This window comes from Streptomyces sp. NPDC020780 (assembly GCF_044334475.1).
Taxonomy (GTDB): Bacteria; Actinomycetota; Actinomycetes; order Streptomycetales; family Streptomycetaceae; genus Streptomyces.
In genome coordinates this window covers 182157-200437 of record NZ_JBIRTB010000012.1, presented here as the reverse complement: position 1 = coordinate 200437, position 18281 = coordinate 182157, and the positions used below count along the sequence as shown (strand labels likewise).

Annotated in this window: 11 protein-coding genes; 4 read left to right on the top strand and 7 right to left on the bottom strand. The window is 70.3% G+C overall.

Annotation, left to right across the window (positions count from 1 at the left end; all coding sequences use genetic code 11):
* The first annotated feature begins 192 nt into the window (after nucleotides 1-192).
* The 3 genes from ACH4VO_RS23765 to ACH4VO_RS23755 all read left to right on the top strand — a co-directional run bounded on the left by ACH4VO_RS23765 (nucleotide 193) and on the right by ACH4VO_RS23755 (nucleotide 7816).
* Nucleotides 193-4089, top strand: a complete 3897-nt coding sequence (locus ACH4VO_RS23765; protein ID WP_360990150.1) for a bifunctional glycosyltransferase family 2 protein/CDP-glycerol:glycerophosphate glycerophosphotransferase — start codon at nucleotides 193-195, stop codon at nucleotides 4087-4089.
* 86 nt (nucleotides 4090-4175) lie between these two features.
* Nucleotides 4176-6176, top strand: a complete 2001-nt coding sequence (locus ACH4VO_RS23760; protein WP_360990152.1) for a glycosyltransferase family 4 protein — start codon at nucleotides 4176-4178, stop codon at nucleotides 6174-6176.
* 101 nt (nucleotides 6177-6277) lie between these two features.
* A complete protein-coding gene (locus ACH4VO_RS23755; protein ID WP_360990154.1) occupies nucleotides 6278-7816 on the top strand; it encodes a hypothetical protein in 1539 nt (512 codons plus the stop codon).
* 9 nt (nucleotides 7817-7825) lie between these two features.
* On the opposite strand, the gene ACH4VO_RS23750 is transcribed toward ACH4VO_RS23755, so the two are convergent.
* The 6 genes from ACH4VO_RS23750 to ACH4VO_RS23725 form a co-directional block, all read right to left on the bottom strand.
* The gene (locus tag ACH4VO_RS23750) at nucleotides 7826-8725 is read right to left on the bottom strand and encodes an endonuclease/exonuclease/phosphatase family protein (RefSeq protein ID WP_360990157.1); all 900 of its coding nucleotides are present in this window, start codon (nucleotides 8723-8725) and stop codon (nucleotides 7826-7828) included.
* Between the two features lie 87 nt (nucleotides 8726-8812).
* A complete protein-coding gene (locus tag ACH4VO_RS23745) occupies nucleotides 8813-10945 on the bottom strand; it encodes a 3-hydroxyacyl-CoA dehydrogenase NAD-binding domain-containing protein (RefSeq protein ID WP_360990160.1) in 2133 nt (710 codons plus the stop codon).
* The gene (locus tag ACH4VO_RS23740; RefSeq protein ID WP_360990163.1) at nucleotides 10942-12171 is read right to left on the bottom strand and encodes an acetyl-CoA C-acyltransferase; all 1230 of its coding nucleotides are present in this window, start codon (nucleotides 12169-12171) and stop codon (nucleotides 10942-10944) included. The genes ACH4VO_RS23745 and ACH4VO_RS23740 overlap by 4 nt, the downstream gene beginning before the upstream one ends.
* A gap of 408 nt (nucleotides 12172-12579) precedes the next feature.
* Nucleotides 12580-13854: an HRDC domain-containing protein gene (locus ACH4VO_RS23735; protein WP_360990165.1), complete on the bottom strand. Its 1275-nt coding sequence runs from the start codon at nucleotides 13852-13854 to the stop codon at nucleotides 12580-12582.
* Nucleotides 13855-14102: 248 nt separating this feature from the next.
* On the bottom strand, nucleotides 14103-14765 hold the full coding sequence (locus ACH4VO_RS23730; RefSeq protein ID WP_360990167.1) for a response regulator transcription factor: 663 nt from the start codon (nucleotides 14763-14765) through the stop codon (nucleotides 14103-14105).
* Nucleotides 14766-14983: 218 nt separating this feature from the next.
* Nucleotides 14984-15643 (bottom strand): DUF3000 domain-containing protein, encoded by a 660-nt coding sequence (locus ACH4VO_RS23725; RefSeq protein WP_360990170.1) that lies wholly within the window; start codon nucleotides 15641-15643, stop codon nucleotides 14984-14986.
* Between the two features lie 92 nt (nucleotides 15644-15735).
* On the opposite strand from ACH4VO_RS23725, the gene hemE reads away from it, so the two are divergent.
* Nucleotides 15736-16806 (top strand): uroporphyrinogen decarboxylase, encoded by a 1071-nt coding sequence (gene hemE / locus ACH4VO_RS23720; RefSeq protein WP_360990172.1) that lies wholly within the window; start codon nucleotides 15736-15738, stop codon nucleotides 16804-16806.
* A gap of 73 nt (nucleotides 16807-16879) precedes the next feature.
* Here the strand turns inward: hemE and ACH4VO_RS23715 are convergent, their stop codons facing one another.
* Nucleotides 16880-18262: an FAD-dependent oxidoreductase gene (locus tag ACH4VO_RS23715; protein ID WP_360990175.1), complete on the bottom strand. Its 1383-nt coding sequence runs from the start codon at nucleotides 18260-18262 to the stop codon at nucleotides 16880-16882.
* Nucleotides 18263-18281: the final 19 nt, after the last annotated feature.

The following is an 18281-nucleotide window of genomic DNA, read 5'->3' as shown; positions in this document are numbered from 1 at the left end:
ATAATCACCACGTTGACATCCTTTAATGTTCACTTAAGATTTGGCACTGAAGCGACGTTCGAGAGCTGGGCCGCAAGCGCTCGACGGGGGGTGACCGGTCGCGGGTCGATGACGACTCGAGGCCGGTCGGTGCGCGGAAGTTGTAGTCGGTATGGCGCAGGCTTTCTCCTGCCTCGAACTGGAGTGTGAGCTATGGCCGACAGGCCCCGTCTGAGCGTCATCGTCCCTTTTCAGGACGTTGAGACCTACCTCACGGAGTGCCTGGAGTCCATCGCGCGGCAGACGTTCCGCGACTTCGAAGTGATCATGGTCGACGACGGTTCGACGGACACCTCGACAGCGATCGCCGAGCAGTTCTGTGCCGACGACTCACGCTTCCGGCTGATTCGCCAGGAATCGCACGGTCCGGGTCATGCGCGCAACACGGGTCTCCGTGCCATGCACCCCGAAGGTGAATTCCTGGTGTTCGCCGACGGCGACGACGTCATTCCCGAGTACGCCTACGAGTTGCTGATCCGGACGCTTACGGAATCCGGATCGGACTTCGTGTCGGGAAACGTCCAGATGATGAACTCCACGAAGAAGTGGCAGTCGCCCCTGCACAAGGGACCGATGCAACGGGACCGCAAGGGGACCCACATCACCCGCTTCGAGGCGCTGATCTACGACCGCACCGTCTGGAACAAGGTGTTCCGGCGGAGCTTCTGGGACTACCACTTCATCCAGTTCCCCGAAGGCGTCCTCTACGAGGACTCCTGGGTCAACATGTTCGCGCACTTCAAGGCGGCCAAGGTCGACGTCATCAGCGACATCGTCTACTTCTGGCGCAGGCGGGACGGCGGGGCCGCCCCCTCGATCACCCAGCGGCACACCGAGCTCAGCAACCTCCAGGACCGCGTCGCGGCGGTGCAGTCCGTGAGCCGCTTCCTCGGCCAGCACCGCTCACGCTCGTTCCGGGACCACAAGCGCAAGTACGACCTCGCCTGCCTGAAGTCGGACCTGATGCTCCACCTCAAGGTGCTCCCCGACGCGGACGAGGAGTACCGGGACGCGTTCATGTACTCGGCCCAGGAGTTCCTGTCCGAGGCGGACGACGACATCATCGAGGAACTCCCCGCCGACGCCCGCGTGAAGTGGCTCCTGGTCCACCAGGGCCGCCTCGACGAGCTGCTGGACGTCCTGGAGTTCGAGCGCAAGGGCGGTCCGCTGCCGGTCCGCAGGAGGTTCCGCCGGTACCTGAACTACCCCCACCTGGGTAACCGGGACACCGGCCTCTACAAGCGTGACTACCGGCTCGACAAAGAACTGTCCCCGTTCAGTTCCCTCACCGAGGCGCGGTGGACGGGGGAGCGGCTGACCCTGACCGGTTCGGCCTACGTGCGCTTCATCAACGTGCACAAGCGGCACATGTCCACCAAGATGCTGGCCCTGCGGAACAAGAAGACGGGCAGCACGCTCGTCAACCTGGCGAAGACCACCTTCTACCCGCAGGCCACCGAGTACTCGAACCAGAACCGCTACTGCTACGACTGGGCCGGGTTCGAGAGCCGTTTCGACACCACGCGCCTCAAGAAGAAAGGGGAGTGGGTCGAGGGAACGTGGGACGTCGCGGCCGGGGTCTTCAGCCGTGGGCTCTTCCGCTACAAGAGCATCGGACGCGGAGGGGCGGGTTCGGCCGCCAACCCGCCGGCCCGTTACGTCGACAGGAACACGCGCATCGTGCCGCTGTTCGTCCAGGGCGGCCTGAAGATCCGTGTCGAGCGGGTGCGGTGCCGCATCACCCGCCACCGTGTGACGGGACAGCACCTCGAACTCGGAGGCGTGTACCTCGGGCCCAAGGTCCCGGAGTGGGGCAAGGTCCGGGTCACGAGCATGAACGGCGCCGGACGGCACGACGCCTGGATGTCCTTCCAGCCCGGTGGCGAGGGGTGGTGCACATTCGTCGCGCGGATCCCGCTGAGCACCATGGTGCCGGGCTCGCGCGGGTCCGGCGACGGGTCCGTACCGCAGGCATGGACCATGGGAAGCAACGGCTGGAAGACGACGGTGCACGTGGAGGGCCGCAAGACGCCGCTGTACCCCGTGATGGCCGAGGACACCGATGACGGCCACTACCGGATGCCCGCGGGCCTCCAGACGGAGGAGGGCGACCGGGAGATCGTCGTCCACCGCAACGGAAGCGGCTACGTGGTCCTCTTCGAGCGCGCCGCGCTGCCGCTGGTGACCGACCACTGCTGGCGCGAGGACGGTTCGCTCGAACTCATCGGCCGTTACTCCTGTGCGGACCTGCTGGCACCCGCGGACAGGATCGCGGCCCACATGGTGGTCAGGTCGCGCGCGCACGGCGCCGAGCGTGCCGTGCCCATCGAGTGGGACGGGCACATCTTCCGCTGCGTGGTCACGCCCGCGGCGATGAGCACCCTCGCCGGCGCCATCCCGCTCGCCGCCGGACGGTGGGACTTCTTCCTGCGCCGCCAGGACCCGTCCGAGGTGGCACCGGACCAGCGCCTGACCGACCTGATGATGAAGATCCAGCAGAGCCTCATCAGCACCTTGCCGCAGGAGATCGAGGCAGGCGGCCGGGGATACGAGCTCCAGGCCGAGGCGTACGACCGGCTGTCGCTGCTCGTGCGCTCCGCGATGGCCGAGAACGCCCGGGGACCGTACCGGCAGAAGCTGCTGCGTACCAGGGACTATCCTCAGGCCCGCCGTGAGCCGATCAAGCCGGCCGTCCTCTTCGACGCCTTCAAGGGCACGCAGTTCTCGGATAGCCCACGAGCGGTCCACGAGGAGCTGGTCCGCCGTGGAGCCGCCCTGGAACACCTCTGGGTCGTGCGCGACGACCAGGTCCAGGTACCGCCGACGGCCCGCCCCGTGCGCATGTGGTCGCAGGAGTGGTACGAAGCCCTGGCGACCTCCCGCTACGTCGTGGCCAACAACCACCTCCCCGACTGGTTCGTCAAGCGCCCCGAGCAGGTCGTCGTGCAGACCTGGCACGGCACCCCGCTCAAGAAGATCGGCCACGACATCGAAGCCGTGCACTTCGCCGACCAGCGCTACCTGGAGCGGGTCGCGAAGGAGGTGCAGAACTGGGACATGCTCGTGTCCCCCAACAGCTTCTCCACCCCGATCCTCAAGCGGGCCTTCCAGTTCCCCGGGGAGATGGTCGAGTGCGGCTATCCCCGCAACGACATCCTGCGCCGCCCCGGAATGGGGCGACGTGCCGCCGAGATCAGGCAGCGCATCGGCCTGCCCCCGGGGAAGCGCGTCGTCATGTACGCCCCGACCTGGCGCGACGACCAGTTCTACGCGCCCGGGAAGTACAAGTTCGACTTCCGTATCGATCTGGAGGACGCCCGGGCCAGGCTCGGCCGGGACCACGTCCTGATGGTGCGCCGGCACCCGAACGTGGTGGACCCCGTCCCCGGAGCCGGCGACGGCTTCGTATTCGACGTCTCCGACTACCCGGACATGGCGGAGCTGTCCCTGATCACCGACGTGATGATCACCGACTACTCGTCACTGATGTTCGACCATGTCAACACGGGCCGCCCGATCCTGTTCTTCACCTACGACCTGGACCACTACCGCGACACCCTGCGGGGCTTCTACTTCGACTTCGAGAGCAGCGCTCCCGGCCCCCTGCTGTACGAGTCCGAGCAACTCGTCTCGGCGATACGCGACATCGACCGCATCCAGGCGATGTACGCCGACCGCTACCGGTGGTTCCAGGACGAGTTCTGCGACCTCGACGACGGGTACGCCTCGGCGCGCCTGGCGGACCGCATCCTGGTGGCCGGCGGAGACCTCGACCCCGGCAGTGCCCAGGCGCCGGCCGTCATGCGGGACGCCGTGCACAACCGCGCGCCGATGCGGGCCATGCTGCCGCAGGCGACCTCCCCGGAGCCTGTCCACGAGGTCAGGCCGCAGGCGACCTACCAGGAGCCTGATCACGAGGTCGGGCCGCACCATCAGTCCCTGGCGCGGACGGAGACCCAGCCCCACCCGCAGATCATGTCCGTGTTCCCGGGCCAGCGAGCCGCACAGGCCCTCACCGACCGCCGTGTCCACGAGGGAGTGATCGTGTGACGCGAAGGCCGCCCCGCGCGGCGCTCGGACGCCCCCGACCCGCCTCCTCAGCGGCAGACGCCGCCTGACCTCGGAGACCGACGACTGTGAAGATCGCCTTTCTGCTCCATGACGCCTACGGGATCGGTGGCACGGTGAGCGCCACCCTCAACCTCGCCGGCGCCCTGGCAAGGCGTCACGAGGTCGAGGTCGTTTCCATCTTCCGCACCCGTGATACTCCGCAGGGCAACGTCGAACCAGGGGTGAGGCTGACTCCTCTGATCGACATACGGGCCGGCAGCGCGGACAAGGACCACCCCCTGTCCCGGCAGCCCTCCGTGGTGAGCCCCCGCAGCCCCTCATTCTCCCAGTTGTACAACGCGCTCTCGGACCAGCGGATAGGCCAGTACCTGGATCGGACCACCGCGGAGGCGGTTGTGGCCACCCGGCCGGTCCTGCTCATGTACCTGTCGCACTTCGGTGAGCGGCACTACCTGAGGATCGGTCAGGAGCACCTGACCCACGACTCGCAGATTCCCGAGCAGCGGGAAAGGCAGAACCAGATCATCCCGGACATGGACGCCTTCGTGACCGTGTCCCACGCTGACGCCGAGATCTACCGGCAGGTCCTGCCGCACGCAGCTTCCCGCATCCTGTCCATCCCCAACCCGGTGACACCCCCCACCGCGGAGCCCGCCCGGAGTAACCAGCGGATCGTGGTCGCGGCCGGACGGCTCGTCAAGGTCAAGCGCTACGACGTGCTCATACGCGCCTTCGAGCAGGTCGTGCGCACCCGGCCCGACTGGAGCCTGAGGATCTACGGCTCCGGCAAGGAGGAGGCGTCCCTGCGCGAACTCGTGATGGAACGCGGTCTCTACAACCACGTCCGGCTCATGGGCGCGCACGCGCCCATGGAGGTCGAGTGGGCCAAGGGCGACATCGGGGCCGTCACCTCGGACAACGAGTCGTTCGGCATGACCATCGTCGAGGCCATGCAGGCCGGTCTCCCAGTCGTAGCCACCGACTGTCCCCTGGGGCCCCGGGAGATCATCCAGCACGGGATCGACGGTTATCTGGCGCCTCCCGGTGATCCGGACGCGGTGGCCCAGGCGCTGCTCGCCGTCATGAACGACGACGAACTGCGTCTGCGGATGAGCGAGGCCGCCCGGCAGAACTCGTACCGCTTCGCACCCGAGGTCATCGCCCAGCGCTACGAGGAGCTCTTCGACCGGTTGCTCGTCAGCCGGGTCCGGCAGCAGGTGCGGCCGGTCTCCCGGTTGTCGCCGCAGGGGCGCTTCAGCGCCGATCCCAGCGGTCTCTTCCGGCTGTGGCTCAAGGTCACCGGCGAGGTGCCGGCCGGTTACGGGGTGGGCCTCAAGCTGCGTGACAGCCCTGAGCTCCGTACCGTCCCGGTCGTCCCCGGCCCCCTGACCAAGGACCCCAAGGGGAGGCTCTGGGCCGAGGTCATGATCGACCCGCGCCTGCTGCGCCCGCACGAGGGAGTCTGGGACTTCAGGCTGCTCTCCCCGGAGGGGACGGACGAACGGATCGTGGCCCAGGGGGTGGAGACCCAGCACCTCAGCGGCCAGGCCCCCTGGCTCGACCCGCAAGGGGTGTCCTCAGCCATCCCGTACCGCACGATCGACGACTTCATCGCCCTGCGCACGTGGTACCGAGCCGCCCACGCGGAGATCGAGCAGGTGGCGGTCGAGGCCGGAAGCACCCGTGTCCTCGCGCACCTGCTGCTTCCGCAGCCGCCGCCCCCCGGAGCCGTGCCGCAGGCAGTGCTGCGCCACCGGAGCGACGCCACCGTGGAGTTCGCGGTCCCGGTCCAGCCGGCCGGTGGCGGCAGCATCGTGTTCGCCGTCCCGCACCGGGAGTTCCTGGCCCGCCGTATCGGCGCCACGGACCTGTGGGACCTGTGGATCTCGGTCGGGGCGGGGGCCCCGGCGGCGCGGGTCGGGCGCATAGGCGGCGACATCATCCGCCGCAAGCACACCGACCGGTTCCCGTCCTCGGTCGACCGGACGGACCTGGGCGTCGCCCACCGGACCGTCGCCTACGTCACCGACGACAACGACCTCTCGTTCTCGGTGAAGCATGCTTGAGTCCTGCCGGAACGCACGCGAGTGCTCGTCGATGCCTGTGCCGCCGGGACCTGGCAGGCGTCGCGTACGACGTCCCGGCCCCAGAGAGGAGTCCCCGCGCCGTGTCCAAAGCCCCAGGCCGTGAAACGCACACCGGTATCGACGTCTCAGGCCCGTATCCCGTCGAATACCGCTTCTCGCACGCCAGAAACGGCAATCAGCACCTCGTGGTAGTGTTCGCCAACTTCTCGGTCCCCGGTGACTACGGATGGTCGAACGGAGTCTTCGACACCCTCCGCTCGAACGTGCTGTGGATCCGCGACCGGTTTCACGGCAAGAACAGCTACTACCTGTGCAAGGGCATGGACTTCGGGCTGGAGCAGTCGGTCGCCGGCCTCATATCGAACGTGCTGGGATCCCTGGGGCTCACGCGTGACCAGTGCACGATGTGGGGCGGCTCCAAGGGCGGGAGCGCCGCTCTCTACTTCGGCCTGAAGTACGGCTTCCGCAACATCGTGGCCATGGTCCCGCAGTTCCGCATCGGTACGTACGTCCTCCAGTACCCCTCCATCGCACAGCACATGATGGGCGAGGTCACGGAGCGCAACACTATGATCATCGATGACGCCATCCCGAGCCTGGTGCGCGCGGGAGCGAACCAGACCGCGAACATCTATCTGCTGTCCTCGCCCCAGGACGAGCAGTACAAGGACCAGGTGGAGCCCTTCCTGGCGCTGTTCGGCGGGTACGACAACCTCAACTTCATCTTCAGCGACTCCCCCCACATCGTGGACCACGCCCATGTGACGGGACGGAACCTCCCCGTGCTGATGGGGCTCGTCAACTTCCTCATCGACGGCATAGCGCCGAGGTACGGCTTCGTCCGCAGCGGTGGCGAGAGGCCCGACGCCGACCGCTCCTCGATCGACGCGTACCTCAAGGCGACCTCACAGGTGCAGGAGGACTTCGCCGCCCCCCTGATCTTCACCCCTGGTGCCGGACAGACGGTGCAGGGGCAGTCGGTGACGTTCACCGGCTCCGCCCGGGGTGCCGTGCGGCTCAGCATGTGGGAGCACGGCAAGTTCCTCGGAGCGCCCGACGTCGCCCCGGACGGTTCGTGGTCATGGGACCTCGGCCGGCCGTGGAGCCTCGGCAAGCACGCCGTCCGGGTCCTCGGGGTGGACGCGGCCGGCTACCACTCCCAGCGGGCCGAAGCCACCTTCACCGTGACGGCGGCGGACGCGGGTACCGCCGGACACGGTACGGCGGCCGGCCCCACGGGGCAGGGTGCGGAGGTGCGGACGGCCGTGTCCACGCAGGCGCCGTCCACTGCCGTGCAGGGTGTACTCGCCCCGGTGATCGCGGTACCCGCACCCGGGCAGCAGGTCCCGGGACCGGTCGTCGCCCTCATGGGATACGCCCGCGGTGCGGTGCGGGTGGAGTTCGTCGAGGACGGCATGAGGTTGGGGATAGCCCAGGTGGCGCCCGACAGCAGCTGGTCGTGGGAGTCGGGATGGTCCTGGGTGGACGGGGTGCACACCGTGGAGTGCCATGCGGTCGACCCGGTCGGCAACGAGTCCCAGCGGGCCGTCGTCACCTTCGGCGTGGGGAACGCCGAAGCCTCACCGACGCCGGAGCAGCACCGCGTTCCCGGCTACTGAGCGGTGACGTCAGCCGGCAGCGATCCCCAGGAGCAGCGCACGGTGGTCCGAGGCCCCGGTCGTACGCACGGAGCAGCCGGTCCTGGGCAGGGCGGTGAAGAGGTAGTCCACCTTGTCACCGGAGAGCAGGGTCGGCCGGCCCTCCCGTGAGGCGAGGGAGGTCTGGTCGCACTCCCGGTACCGGCCGTAGACGGCGTCGGGCCAGATCCGGCTGCCGCCGCCGGTCGCGGGAGGCGCGCTGTTCAGGTCACCGCCGAACACGGTACGCCCGTCGGCGGCCCCCACCAGCGCCCTCAGCTGGTCGTCACGGAACTCCCAGCCAGGATGCTCGAGATCGCTGCCCGGCAGGCTGAGGTGTGCGTTGCACACCCGGACTTCGGGCGTGGCTACGGCAGCGCAGACGATACCGCGGTGCAGCCCGACGGCCGGCTGCTGTGCGTCCGGTACCGAGACACGGGTGAGGGGGGAAGCGGCGAGGATCGCGAGGCCTGCCGGTCCCTGGCCGTCCTCCGCGCACGCGACCGCCGTACGGCGACCCGAGGCCTCGCGGTAGGCGTAGGGACGGAAGACGCTGCGCCATCCCCTCCCCAGCTCCCGCCGCGCGGTCTCCAGGTCTCCGGAGCAGACCTCCTGGAGCATGACCACCCGCGCGTCGTCGACCTCGGCCAGCCGCTTCAGCGCCCGGATCTTCTCACCCCGGTTCCCCGTGTCCTGGCAGTTCCACTGCCGGACGCCGCACATGTTCCAGGTGGCGATCCGGAGCCACCCGGTCTCCCCGAGCGGTCCCGCGCCGCGCGACGGAGCGGAAGGCCCCAGCAGGGCCAGGGCACAGACCGTGCCCAGCAACCATCCCAGCCGGCGCGCCACCGCCGGGCCCCTGACCGCCGTCCCGGCGCCGTGCCCCGTCATCCGGTGTCCCTGCCCCGTCCTCGGCCCCGCATACGGACGGGCCGCACGGAGATGATCCCGTACGGCCCGTCCTCCGCGTCATTCACGTCACGCGGGAACGCTCGCCACGCCCGGTTCCAGGAACCGCTTGCCGGTGACGCGCTCCGAGACGCCCTCGCGGTCCAGGTACGGCGTGATGCCGCCCAGGTGGAAGGGCCAGCCCGCGCCGGTGATCAGGCAGAGGTCGATGTCCTGGGCCTCGGCGACGACGCCCTCGTCCAGCATCAGGCCGATCTCCTGCGCCACCGCGTCCAGGACGCGGTCGCGGACCTGGTCCTCGGTCAGGACGGTTTCGCCCTGCGTGAGGAGGGCGGCGACCTCCGGGTCCAGCTCCGGCTTTCCGGAGTCGTAGACGTAGAAGCCGCGCTTGCCGGCCTTGACCACGGCGGCGAGGTTCTCGGAGACCGTGAAGCGGTCCGGGAACGCGCCGTTCAGCGTCTCCGAGACGTGCAGGCCGATGGCCGGGCCGACCAGCTCCAGGAGCACCAGCGGGGACATCGGCAGGCCGAGGGGTTCGATGGCCTTCTCCGCCGTCTCGACGGGGGTGCCCTCGTCGATGATGTTCTGGATCTCGCCCATGAAGCGGGTGAGGATGCGGTTGACGACGAACGCCGGGGCGTCCTTCACCAGGACCGCGGTCTTCTTCAGCTTGCGGGCGACTCCGAAGGCCGTGGCCAGCGAGGCGTCGTCGGTCTGCTCGCCGCGCACGATCTCCAGGAGGGGGAGGACCGCGACCGGGTTGAAGAAGTGGAAGCCGACGACCCGCTCGGGGTTCTTCAGCTTCGACGCCATCTCGGTGACCGAGAGGGACGAGGTGTTCGTGGCGAGGATCGCGTGTGCCGGGGCGACCGCCTCGACCTCCGCGAACACCTGCTGCTTGACGCCGATCTCCTCGAAGACGGCCTCGATGACGAAGTCGGCGTCGGAGAAGCCCTCCGCCTTGTCCAGCACCCCGGAGACCAGACCCTTGAGGCGGTTGGCCTTGTCCTGGTTGATGCGGCCCTTGCCGAGCAGCTTCTCGATCTCGGCGTGGACGTAGCCCACACCCTTGTCGACGCGCTCCTGGTCGATGTCCGTGAGGACGACCGGAACCTCGAGGCGGCGCAGGAACAGCAGGGCGAGCTGGCTGGCCATCAGGCCCGCGCCCACCACGCCGACCTTGGTGACCGGGCGCGCCAGCGCCTTGTCCGGGGCGCCGGCCGGGCGCTTGGCGCGCTTCTGGACCAGGTTGAAGGAGTAGATCCCCGCCCGCAGTTCGCCGCCCATGATCAGGTCCGCGAGGGCCTGGTCCTCGGCGTCGAAGCCGGCGCTCAGGTCGCCGTCCTTGGCCGCGGCGATGATCTCCAGCGCGCGGTACGCGGCCGGGGCGGCGCCGTGCACCTTGGAGTCGGCGACGGCCTTGCCGCGGGCGACGGCCTGGTCCCAGGCGTCACCCCGGTCGACCTCGGGACGCTCGACGGTGATCTCGCCCTTGAGGACGGCCGCCGTCCAGATCAGCGACTGCTCCAGGAAGTCCGCGCCTTCGAAGAGCGCGTCGGCGATGCCGAGCTCGTAGACCTGCGCGCCCTTGAGTTGGCGGTTCTGGTTGAGCGAGTTCTCGATGATCACCGTGACGGCGCGGTCGGCGCCGATCAGGTTGGGCAGCAGCGCGCAGCCGCCCCAGCCGGGGACCAGGCCGAGGAAGACCTCGGGCAGTGAGAACGCGGGCAGCGCCGTGGAGACGGTGCGGTACGAGCAGTGCAGGCCGACCTCGACACCGCCGCCCATCGCCGCGCCGTTGTAGTACGCGAAGGTCGGGACCGCCAGGCCGGACAGGCGGCGGAAGACGTCGTGGCCGCCCTTGCCGATGGCCAGCGCGTCCTTGTGCTCCTTGAGGAGCTCGACGCCCTTGAGGTCGGCGCCGACCGCGAAGATGAACGGCTTGCCGGTGATGCCGATGCCGGTGATCACGCCCTCGGCGGCCTCCTTCTCGACCTGGTCGATCGCGGCGTTCAGGTTCGCCAGCGACTGCGGTCCGAAGGTGGTCGGCTTGGTGTGGTCCAGGCCGTTGTCCAGCGTGATGAGTGCGAACCTGCCGGCGCCCGCCGGAAGGTCGAGGTGGCGTACGTGCGCCTGCGTGACGACCTCGCCGGGGAACAGCTCGGCCGCACCCTTCAGGAGCTCGGTGGTGGCGGTGCTCACTTGCTGCCTCCGGCTGCGTTGTCGAAGTGCGGGTTCTCCCAGACGACCGTGGCGCCCATACCGAAGCCGACGCACATCGTCGTCAGGCCGTAGCGGACCTCCGGCTGCTCCTCGAACTGGCGGGCCAGCTGGGTCATCAGGCGGACGCCGGAGGAGGCCAGCGGGTGACCGTAGGCGATCGCACCGCCGTACTGGTTGACGCGGGCGTCGTCGTCGGCGATGCCGTAGTGCTCCAGGAAGGCGAGCACCTGCACGGCGAACGCCTCGTTGATCTCGAAGAGACCGATGTCCTCGATGGAGAGGCCAGCCTTGGCCAGGGCCTTCTCCGTCGCCGGGATCGGGCCGTAGCCCATGACCTCGGGCTCGACGCCCGCGAAGGCGTACGACACGAGGCGCATTTTGACCGGGAGACCCAGCTCGCGGGCCACGTCCTCGGCGGCGAGCAGGGAGGCGGTGGCGCCGTCGTTGAGCCCCGCGGCGTTACCGGCCGTGACCCGGCCGTGTGCGCGGAACGGGGTCTTGAGACCGGCCAGGGACTCCATCGTGGTGCCCGGGCGCATCGGCTCGTCGGCGGTGACCAGGCCCCAGCCCGTCTCGCCCGCCTCGGGGTTCGTGCGGCGTACGGAGACCGGTACCAGGTCCTGCTGGATCGTGCCGTTGGCGTACGCCTTGGCGGCCTTCTCCTGCGAGCGGACCGCGTACGCGTCGGCGCGCTGCTTGGTGATCGTGGGGTACCTGTCGTGCAGGTTCTCCGCGGTCATGCCCATGAAGAGGGCGGACTCGTCGACCAGCTTCTCCGAGACGAAGCGCGGGTTCGGGTCCACGCCCTCGCCCATCGGGTGGCGGCCCATGTGCTCGACACCACCGGCGACGACCACGTCGTACGCGCCGAAGGCGATGGAACCGGCCGTCGAGGTGACGGCGGTCAGGGCGCCCGCACACATGCGGTCGATGGAGTAGCCGGGCACCGACTGCGGCAGACCGGCCAGGATCCCGGCGGTGCGGCCGAGGGTGAGGCCCTGGTCGCCGATCTGGGTGGTCGCGGCGATGGCGACCTCGTCGATCGTGGCGGGGTCCAGGTCCGGGTTGCGGCGCAGCAGCTCCCGGATGGCCTTCACGACGAGATCGTCGGCGCGGGTCTCGTGGTAGATGCCCTTCGGGCCCGCTTTGCCGAACGGGGTGCGGACGCCGTCGACGAAGACGACGTCCCTGATGGTACGAGGCACGGTGGCTCTCCTCCAGGGTGCGGGATGGCACTGCTGCGGGACGCGCCGGTGAGCGCGCCGCGCCCCTCATGCTACTTGCGGGTAACCAGACTGCCCACCCCCCATGGCGGGAGCGGTGAAGGTCACACGGCCCGGGACGCTCCCGGTCGGGCCGGGGGCGCGAGGAACTGGCGTGAAATCGATCCCCGGATCCGATCCTCGCCGATGGGCGGGGCGTCCGCACCGCCCCGACACGCGCGCGTCCTGACGGGTCGGGCACGCGTGCGACGCGCGCACGCCCCCGGCCGGGCCGGCCAGGGGCGTGCGGGAGGTGCGGGCGTACGGGGCGATGTGCGTGCGCGGGCCGACCGCGGCGGTCCGGCGGGTCCGTCCCGGTCGAAGGGGACGGGCCGGACGGGTCCGCCGTCGTCAGGCGTGGGCGGCCAGGGCCCGCAGCAGCAGCGGGGCGACCTGTTCGATCTGCCAGCGACGGGCACCGTGGGCGGCGAGGGCGCTCTCCACCGTCTCCGGGGTGAGCGCCTGGGGCGGCTCCCAGCAGATGCGGCGCACCGTGTCCGGGGTGATCAGGTTCTCCTGCGGCATGTGCAGCCGCTCCGCGAGTTCCGAGACCGCCGAGCGGGCAGCCGACAGCCGGGCGGCGGCGGCCGGGTCCTTGTCCGCCCAGGAACGCGGCGGCGGGGGGCCCGCCGGCTGCTGGCCGGGCTGCGGGAGCTCCGACTCGGGCAGCAGCTTCGCCCGGTCCACGGCCGCCTGCCACTGCTCCAGCTGGCGGCGGCCCATGCGGTGGCCGAAGCCGGGCAGGGCGGTGAGGGCCTGTACGTTCACCGGCAGCGCGAGGGCCGCCTCGATGATCGCGGCGTCGCCGAGCACCTTGCCGGGGGAGACGTCACGGCGCTGCGCGACCTGGTCACGGGCGGTCCACAGCTCCCGTACGACCGCGATCTGACGGCGGCGGCGCACCTTGTGCATGCCGGAGGTCCGGCGCCAGGGGTCCTTGCGCGGGGGAGCCGGCGGGGCCGAGGCGATGGCGTCGAACTCCTCCAGGGCCCACTCCAGCTTGCCCTGGCGGTCGAGCTCCTTCTCCAAGGCGTCGCGCAGGTCCACCAGCAGCTCGACATCGAGAGCGGCGTAGCGCAGCCAGGGTTCGGGCAGCGGGCGGGTGGACCAGTCGACCGCGGAGTGGCCCTTCTCCAGCGCGTAGCCGAGGACGTTCTCCACTATGGCGCCCAGGCCGACCCGGGGGAATCCCGCCAGCCGTCCGGCCAGCTCCGTGTCGAAGATCGAGGTCGGGATCATGCCTATGTCGCGCAGGCAGGGCAGATCCTGCGTTGCGGCGTGCAGGATCCACTCCGTCCCGCTGAGGGCCTCGCCCAGGCCCGACAGGTCCGGGCAGCCGACCGGATCGATCAGCGCGCTGCCCGCGCCCTCACGGCGCAGCTGTACGAGGTAGGCGCGCTGCCCGTAGCGATAGCCGGAGGCGCGCTCGGCGTCGACGGCGACGGGGCCGGTGCCCGCGGCGAAGGCCGCGATCACCTCGGCCAGCGCGTCGTCGGTCGCCACCACCGGGGGAATGCCCTCGCGTGGTTCCAGCAAGGGGATCGGCGCCGGGGCGACGTCGTCCGGGGGAGCGCCCCCGGTGGTTCGCAGTGAAGTGTCTGCTGCGGTCTCTTGGGCGTCGGTCACATGCCAAGGGTATCTGTGTGAGCACGGCGTCCGTCGACGGAACGTTCCGTCGACGGACGTCCATGCGCGTAAACCGGCCGGTCGCGCATCCGCGCACGTCCGGGGCGTCTCGCTCGGATCCCGCCCGGCTTCGGCCGGTCCTGCGTGATCCGGAGGCCTGAGCCCGGGCGGGGAACAAGGGAGAAGGGAGAGAGGAGGGGGAGGCAGGGAGAGGTAGGGAGGGAGAGGGAGGGGGCGGGAGGGGAGGGTCAGTGGATGATGCCCGTGCGCAGGGCGACGGCGACCATTCCGGCGCGGTCACCGGTGCCGAGCTTGCGGGCGATACGGGCGAGGTGGCTCTTGACGGTGAGGGCGGAGAGGCCCATCGACACGCCGATGGCCTTGTTGGACTGGCCTTCGGCGACCAGGCGGAGGACCTCCACCTCGCGTCCGGAGAGTTCGCGGTAGCCGCCCGGGTGGCTCGGGGACCCGGGAGGCCTGCGGTGCATACGGGCGGCGTTGGCACCGATCGGGGCCATGCCGGGGCGGGTGGGGTGGCCGATGTTGGTACGGGTGCCGGTGACGACATAGCCCTTCACACCGCCCGCGAGGGCGCTGCGTACGGCGCCGATGTCGTCGGCGGCGGAGAGGGCGAGGCCGTTCGGCCAGCCGGCGGCTCGGGTCTCGGACAGCAGGGTCAGCCCGGAACCGTCGGGCAGGTGGACGTCGGCGACGCAGATGTCGCGTGGGTTGCCGACGCGGGGGCGGGCCTCCGCGATGGACGACGCCTCGATGACGTCACGAACTCCGAGGGCCCACAGATGGCGGGTGACGGTGGAACGGACGCGGGGGTCGGCCACGACGACCATGGCCGTCGGTTTGTTCGGGCGGTAGGCGACCAGGCTTGCGGGCTGCTCGAGGAGAACGGACACCAGGCCTCCTGGGAAGTGGCGGGACGGGCCGGCTCGGGGGTGAAGCCGGGGCGAACCGTGCTTGAAGGGTCATTGACCTCTTCGGCAGCAGGCACGTCCTCCTTTAGAGGAAGATCACGATTTAGTGAGTAACAATTCGGGCAAATAGGACGCGCGATCGATTGTACGAAAAGAGAGCCGGTCCCTGTGCGACCGGCTCCCGGAAAGGTGACGCAGGGTTATGGGGCCTGGGGGCCGCGCCGCTGAGGCAGCGTCACCACCGTCGCGTCCGCCGCGTCGGACGGCGGCAGGCCGGCCAGCTGGCACAGCAGATCGGTCCACGCAGTCAGGTGTCCCGCCACGTCCGGAACGCTGCCGCGCCCCTCGCGCGGGGTCCACGAGGCCCGGATCTCGATCTGCGTCGCCGGACGGCGCGCGGACAGCGCGCCGAAGTAGTGCGAGCCGGCGCGCGTCACCGTACCGCTCGCCTCCCCGTACGCCAGGCCCCGCGCCTCCAGCGCACCCGTCAGCCACGACCAGCACACCTCGGGCAGCAGCGGATCGGCCGCCATCTCCGGTTCGAGTTCGGCCCGCACGAGGGTCACCAGCCGGAACGTCCCCTTCCACGCCTCATGGCCGGACGGGTCGTGGAGGAGGACCAGGCGGCCGTCGGCGAGGTCCTCGTCGCCGTCCACGACCGCCGCCTCCAGGGCGTAGGCGTACGGGGCCAGCCGCTGCGGCGGCCGCGTCGGCTCGACCTCGAGTTCGGGGCGCACACGGGCCGAGCGCAGCGCCTCGACCGCCGACCGGAACGCGGGTGGGACGGATCGGTCCTCCGCGCCTTCCTTGCTGTCAGTGCCGTCGGAATGATCGGAATATTGTCCCTGAGCCGGAGCCATGCGGGGAAGAGTAGGCGGAACGGGAGCTTCGTGCAGGGAGGGACACCCGTGCGGGGTCCGGCTCCTTCGGCCCGCGTGCGAAGATTCTGTGTGTGAGTGCCAACGAACGCCCTCCGGGCCCCAAGACGACATCCGCCACCCACGGGTCGGCGTTCCTCAAGGCGTGCCGACGCGAGCCCGTGCCGCACACCCCGGTCTGGTTCATGCGCCAGGCGGGGCGCTCACTGCCCGAGTACCTGAAGGTCCGCGAGGGCATCGCGATGCTCGACTCCTGCATGATGCCGGAGCTGGTCACCGAGATCACACTGCAGCCCGTACGTCGTCACAAGGTCGACGCCGCGATCTTCTTCAGCGACATCGTCGTCCCGCTCAAGGCCATCGGCATCGACCTCGACATCAAGCCCGGGGTCGGCCCGGTGATCGCCGAGCCCGTCCGCACCCGTGCCGACCTGGACCGGCTGCGCGACCTCACACCCGAGGACGTCACCTTCGTCACCCAGGCCATCGGCATGCTCACCGCCGAGCTCGGTTCCACACCGCTCATCGGCTTCGCGGGGGCGCCCTTCACTCTCGCCAGTTACCTCGTGGAGGGCGGCCCGTCCCGCAACCACGAGCGCACCAAGGCCATGATGTACGGCGACCCGGAGCTGTGGGCCGACCTCCTCGACCGGCTCGCCGGGATCACCGGCGCGTTCCTCAAGGTCCAGATCGAGGCCGGCGCGTCGGCGGTCCAGCTCTTCGACTCCTGGGTGGGCGCGTTGGCACCGGCGGACTACCGCCGCTCCGTGATGCCCGCGTCCACCAAGGTCTTCGACGCCGTCGCCGGGTACGGCGTCCCGCGCATCCACTTCGGCGTCGGCACCGGCGAGCTCCTCGGCCTGATGGGTGAGGCGGGCGCGGACGTCGTCGGCGTCGACTGGCGGGTCCCCCTGGACGAGGGCGCACGCCGGGTCGGCCCCGGCAAGGCGCTCCAGGGCAACCTCGACCCGGCGGTGCTCTTCGCGCCGACCGCGACGGTCGAGGCGAAGACCCGGGAGGTGCTCGACGCGGCCGCCGGCCTGGAGGGCCATGTCTTCAACCTCGGGCACGGGGTCATGCCGACGACCGACCCGGACGCGCTGACGCGTCTCGTGGAGTACGTGCACGAGCGGACGGCCCACTGAACGACCGCCTCCGGGGGCGGGTCGCACGCCCTCGGGGGCAGTACCGGGACGCCGGTGCCGCGACCCGCCGCGGTCAGGCGCTGCCGGCCTCGCGTACCGCCGAGGCCGCCTTGCGGGCGGCCACCAGGACGGGGTCCCAGACCGGGGAGAACGGCGGGGCGTAGCCGAGGTCGAGTGCCGTCATGGCCTCCACCGTCATCCCGGCGGTGAGCGCGACCGCCGCCACGTCCACGCGCTTGGCCGCCCCCTCGCGGCCCACGATCTGCACACCCAGGAGCCGGCCGGTGCGGTACTCCGCGAGCATCTTCACCGTCATCGGCCGTGCCCCCGGGTAGTAGCCCGCCCGGCTCGTCGACTCGACCGTCGCCGTGACGTACCGCAGGCCGACCGCGCGGGCGTCCTTCTCACGCAGGCCGGTCCTGGCGATCTCCAGGTCGCAGACCTTGCTCACCGCCGTACCGACCACACCCGGGAACGTGCCGTAGCCGCCGCCGATGTTGGCCCCGATGATCTGGCCGTGCTTGTTGGCGTGGGTGCCGAGCGCGATGTGGCGGGTACGCCCGGCCACCAGGTCGAGGACCTCCACGCAGTCGCCGCCCGCCCAGATGTCGTCGTGGCCCACGACCCGCATCGACAGGTCCGTCAGCAGCCCACCGTGCGCCCCGAGCGGCAGTCCGGCCGCGCCCGCCAGGGTGGTCTCCGGGCGCACGCCGATGCCGAGCACGACCACGTCCGCCGGGTACGTCCCCTTCTCCGTGACGACCCCGGTGGCCCTCCCGTCCCGGCCGGTCTCGATGCGGGTGACGGCCGCGCCGTTCACCGTGGTGATGCCCAGGCCGTCCATGGCCTCGTGGACCAGCCGCCCCATGTCCGGGTCGAGGGTGGCCATGGGCTGCGGGCCGCGGTTGAGCACCGTCACCTCGAAACCGCGCTTGAGCATCGCCTCGGCCATCTCCACGCCGATGTAACCCGCACCGACGACGACCGCCCGCCGCCCGGGGGCCTTGTCCAGAGAGTCAAGGAGCGCCTGGCCGTCGTCGAGGGTCTGCACGCCGTGCACCCCCGGGGCGTCCATGCCGGGCACGTCCGGGCGGACCGGCCGGGCGCCGGTGGCGATCACCAGCTTGTCGTAGGGCGTCCAGTACCTCTCGCCGCTCTCGCGGTCCAGGGCGCGCACCCGCCGGCCCTCCACGTCGATCTCCGTCACCTCGGTGCGGGTGCGCAGATCGATCGCGCGGGCCCGGTGCTCCTGCGGGGTACGCGCGATGAGCTCGTCGCGCCCGTCGACGTCGCCGCTCACCCAGTACGGGATGCCGCAGGCGGAGTACGAGGTGAAGTGGCCGCGTTCGAAGGCGACGATGCCCAGCTCGTCCGGTCCCCTGAACCTGCGGGCCTGCGACGCGGCGGACATACCCGCCGCGTCGCCTCCGATGACCACCAGTCGCTCCGCCGCCATGCCCGGTCCCTTCGCCGCA